At 38.1% G+C, this 5379-nt stretch carries 3 protein-coding genes; all 3 read left to right on the forward strand.

The window, feature by feature from the left end:
• Positions 1–29: 29 nt before the first annotated feature.
• The gene (locus LOS73_RS06945) at positions 30–944 is read left to right on the forward strand and encodes a chlorinating enzyme (protein ID WP_008138108.1); all 915 of its coding nucleotides are present in this window, start codon (positions 30–32) and stop codon (positions 942–944) included.
• A 170-nt stretch (positions 945–1114) separates the two neighbouring features.
• Positions 1115–3583: a penicillin acylase family protein gene (locus LOS73_RS06950; protein WP_457934727.1), complete on the forward strand. Its 2469-nt coding sequence runs from the start codon at positions 1115–1117 to the stop codon at positions 3581–3583.
• Between the two features lie 12 nt (positions 3584–3595).
• Entirely contained in the window at positions 3596–5287 is a 1692-nt protein-coding gene (locus LOS73_RS06955) for a cyclic peptide export ABC transporter (protein ID WP_008138112.1), read from the forward strand.
• The last annotated feature ends 92 nt before the right edge of the window (positions 5288–5379 follow it).

Consider the following 5379-nt stretch of genomic DNA (forward strand, 5'->3'; position numbering starts at 1 on the left):
TAATAATAATATGGATTGAAATAATAATTATGAATAATTCGTATAGTTTAACCTCTGAAGAACTTAAGTCATTCAGAGATAAGGGTTTTGCAGGTCCTTTTGATTTGTATGAAAGGGAAGAAATTCTTACTAAATATAAAAAAATACGGGCTGCGTTATTCGATCGTACAAATGCAGCTTATGATCTTGATAATACTAGTGTTATTTCTGGTTATGATCGTCACCTCGATGTTGATGAGCTTAGTCAACATGTAGTTCGTCCAGAAATTACAGATAAAATAGCAAGTATTCTAGGTCCAGATTTAATTTGCTGGCGCAGTGAAATGTTTCCAAAATATCCTGGAGATGAAGGAACTGATTGGCATCAGGCCGACACTTTTGCTCATGCCTCGGGAAAACCACAAGTCGTTTGGCCGATGGAAGGTGACTTTGGTGGCGCAGTTACTGTGTGGACTGCGTTAACAGATGTTACAGAAGAAAATGGTTGCCTACGTTTCATACCGGGTACACATGAAGAAATGGTATACGATGAAACACTTGAAATGAAGTATTCACCAGAAACAGTTAATAGTATGGAAAAGGATGGTGTTAAGCGAGGTTTTTTTGGTTACGATTATCGCAATCTGCAAAAAGACAAGGCCTTTATTCCTGATGAGTCAAAAGCTGTTTCTTTAGAAATGAAAGCAGGACAATTTGTCATATTTTGGTCAACGCTGATGCACTCATCTTTGCCTAATATTACTAAAAATCAAACTCGCTTAGCGGTTACTGCCCGCTATGTGCCTTCATCAGTGAAAATTTACCCAGATTCCGATTCTATTGATGAATACGGCAGCAAGGTTTCTCTCGACAAATATGGTGTTGTTCTTGTAGCAGGAGAAAACAAAGAGCAAAGCAACCGAGTTGTATCGCAAAACCTTAAAGGTAATCCCTTTACAGCATAAGGTTGATAGCTAAAAGCTGTTGTTGCCAATCTCTTTTATTTAAAGTCGTTAGGGAAAGGGTGGGCAAAATAATAAAAATACCAGACTGGTATCAAGGTGTAATTTTGATAGTTCTGGTTTGTCAAAACGATAGTTAAACTATTTTAAATAACATTTAAGGCTTTGATACTATGGAAGTTTTTAAACTGGCTTATAAAAATTCACCGATACTTTTTTTATTCATCGGCCTGATTGTTGTCCCTGTGATTTTTATACTAGGTAATGGATATTCTTACTTATTAAACACAAAGCCTACAATATCTGGAAATATATCAGTTGCTGGTATACAGGCTCCTGTTCAAATTGAGACAGATGCTCAAGGTGTTAAACACATTATTGCTCAATATGATAATGATGCATTCTTTGCGATGGGTGTTATTCATGCTCAGGACAGATTATGGCAATTGGAATTACAGCGTCGAATGGCTACAGGAACGCTTAGTGAAATTTTTGGTAAAGATGCGGTTAATCTTGATATTTATATGCGTACCATGGGTATTTCTAAAAATACAAATGAGGCTTGGGACTCACTAGGAAGGCCGGCTCAAAATTCTTTGGAGGCATATTCTGCGGGGATCAACAGTTGGTTAGACAGTGCTCAAAGCTTGCCTGTTGAGTTTTCTATAATGGGTATTCAACCTCAACGCTGGCATCCATCTCATTCACTAGCCTGGTATAAAATGTTCGGTTTAGGACTGGCTGGTAACTTTCAAAAAGATATTCAACGCCTTGTTATTTCCAAATTACTTAGTGCTGAAAAAGCACAGTTATTAATGACTAACGAGGAGGTTCAAGAAACTAAGTCCACAGTTAATGCATCAAAATTAGCTACAGATAGCCTGACTGCATTAAATACGTTGAACTCCCAGCTTCAAAATGAGTGGGGCATTGGTGGAAAGAATGTTGGCAGCAACGCATGGGTACTTTCAGGTAAGCATACCAAGAATGACCTTGCTACTTTAGCGAGTGATCCTCATTTGGCTATACAGTTGCCATCGTATTGGTATACGGTTTCACTAAAAGGCGAAAAACTTGATGTAACTGGCGCAAGCTTGGTAGGTCTTCCTATAATCATGCAAGGTAAAAATGCAAATATAGGTTGGAGTAGTACAAACATGATGGCTGATACCATGGACTTGTATTATGAAGAAATTAACCTTGCAAATAATAATCAATATCGACGTGGTGATAGCTGGATTGATTTTGAGACTTCTATCGAAACGATTAACGTTAAAGCTGATTTTCCTTCCATATTACGTGAACCACTGAAGCCTTTAAAAATTAAAGTAAGGTCAACTGAATATGGCCCTATAATTTCTGATGTGGTTGATGTTTTTAAACAGCCAGTATCATTGCGCTGGGCTGGTAACGAAGAAAAAGACACTTCATATGAAGCCTTTTTTGCACTTAATTATGCGCATGATTGGGTGTCTTTCAATAAGGCTATGAACTTGCTTATTACGCCCGTAGTAAATATGTTTTATGTTGATGCTCAACAAAATATTGGTCAATTAGGCGCTGGAAGAGTGCCAATTAGGGGTAAAGGACAGGGTAGTATTCCTGTACCAGGTTGGGATCTGGAATATGCGTGGCAAGGCTATATTCCAATCGATCAGATGCCACAAAGTTTTAACCCACCGCAAGGGTACCTCATCTCAGCAAACAATAAAGTTGTGTCTAATGGAGGTGATCATTTTATATCCCGTGATTGGGCTGGTCCTCATCGGGCAAATAGAATTGAAAATTTGATTAAAGCTAAGTTGGATAAATCAGAAAAGATTTCTCTTGCCGATCAACAGTCAATGCAAATGGATATGTTTGACGAAGAAGTTCTGGTTATATTACCTACCTTAATAAACCTTAAAACCTCAGATGAACATGTTAATCAAATGCTTAATATCTTGCGTGACTGGGATGGTAGTACTGGGCCTGAAAGTATTGGCACTACGGTGTTTTTTACCTTGATGCGTCATTTGCGACCTCTTTTATTGAACGATGAGTTTGAAGATTACTGGGGGAGGCAGAACCTAAAATCAATTCAGCAGGCTTTTATTAATGACATGAGTATCACGCAAATCAACGATTTGCTAAACAGTGAAACTGTTAATTGGTGTGACCGCTTAAGTTCTAATGAAAAAGAAAGTTGCGAAAACATTCAAATTGAGGCAATGCAAGAAACTTATGAAGAGCTAGAAGGTCTGCTTGGTGATGATATATCAGATTGGACATGGGGGGCGGTGCACCATGTGCTTTTTGTTCATCGTCCATTTAGTTCAATCAAAGGTTTGGATATTATATTTGAGCGTGAAATAGCTAAGGGAGGATCACCAAATAGCATCAATATGTCGGAATTTAGTTTCAAACAAGGCAAGGGCTATTACCAAATGGTCGGTTCAAGTTATAGACAAATCATCCAGTTTTCTGACAATAAGCAAGACTATTTCTATCAAAACTCTACTGGGCAGTCAGGCAATTTAGTAAGCGACCATTACGATGATTCTATAGAAACTTTTGCCAACGGTGATTATCACTTGCTGGTTACAGGACAAAATGAAGTAGTGAAAACGTTGAATTTAGTTGTTCCCAAAACGGCTGATTAGGGGTAAATAAGAATGAAAATTTTTAGAATATTAATTGCCACGGCACCGTTTAAGGTCTTTTGTTCTTTGCTGTTAGGTACTTTGGCCGGAATTGGATACGCATTCCTGATCCCTGTTGTACTGAACAGTTTTACGGATAACACAGGTTTTGAGGTAGCACAGCAAACACCAAGCTACTTTATGGGATTTGAATTGAGTAATGCCAAATTTGGCCTGGTGTTTTTAGTGTCCTGTTTGGTAATACTAGCCACCCGTACTTTATCACAATTAACTTTGTTACATGTTGCTATTGATACTGCATCAGCACTACGTCTGAAGTACTATAATGTTATTTTTAAGTCTCGTTTATCCAACCTTGAAAATGTGGGTTCTTCACGTTTGTTGGCTTCGTTTACTTCTGACGTTAAAGCCATTGTAGCGGGTTCAATGATGCTGCCTGAGCTATTAATTAGTATCGTTACCATCATTGGTATGATGGGCTATCTATTGTATGTCAATACAGAGATTTTCGTGTTTATTTGCGGCGCAATTCTATTCGGCAGCATAACTTTTATGATCCCTATTTTACTTGGTATTAAATTTATAGTTAGAACTCGCGATAAAGTTGACGAGTTGCTTGAGGGAATTCGTGGTAATACCCATGGGGTGAAAGAACTCAAGTTATGTCATGCTAAACGTGAAGATTACTTTGAAAACACATTGATAAAGGTAGAAAAAGAATATCGCGGGTTAAATAAAGTTGTGGTTACCTTTGTTCGCTGTGCAACTAATTACGGTGACATGATGAGTTTCTTTATCATCGGGTTTATGGCGTTTATATTCCTCAATTTTAATTCAGTGAGTCAAGCTGAAGTATTCGCTTCTATAATGGTACTTTTGTATATTACTGGTCCTATCAGCGTTGTCATGATGGCAATACCTGAATTAAATACGGCAAACGTGTCTTTGACCAAAGCTGAAAAACTGTTCGATGAAATGCCACTTGAAAATATTTCCCCTGAAGTAAAACCGTTGCCTAGTTGGCAGACATTGCGCTTCAATGCAATTACCTACCAGTACACTGCAAAAGAAGGAAACGAAACCAAAAACTTCTCCATTGGACCCTTGGATTTTGAGATTAATAAAGGTGAAATAACTTTTGTTGTTGGTGGCAACGGGTCGGGTAAATCAACGTTAGCTAAATTGATTTCTTCACACTACCTAGCTGATTCCGGTGAAATTTTCATGGGTAATCAGCTGGTTGACGGAGATTGGGTAAGCAGCTTTCGAAATGAAGTGACAGCTATCTATACTGACTTTTATCTGTTTGATCGCCTATTGGGTACCACTAAAAATGCTGCTCCTGAAGAGGTTGAAAAGTATTTAAAGACACTGAAACTTGATCATGTTGTGAGTTTTTCAGATGGCTGTTTTTCTACCATTAGTTTGTCTGATGGGCAAAGAAAGCGGTTGGCTTTGCTAGTCTCTTTCCTTGAAGATAAGCAAATTTACGTCTTTGATGAATGGGCTGCCGATCAGGATCCTGAATTTAAAAAAATCTTCTATTACGAGATATTGCCTGAGCTTAAAAGCAAGGGAAAAGCGGTTGTTGTAGTCAGTCATGATGACCGATTCTTTGATGTTGCAGACCACATGATCATTATGGAACGAGGACAGAGAATATCTGACGTTCCATCTAGCACAGATGCAGCCCGCAAGGCTTAATACATAACGATAGCCAAATAAGGACCATCAGAATTTTCTGATGGTCCGGAAATAATAATAATAAATTTTATTCCATGAGGAAATCTTCAGCA

The organism is Pseudoalteromonas sp. SCSIO 43210, assembly GCF_054133285.1.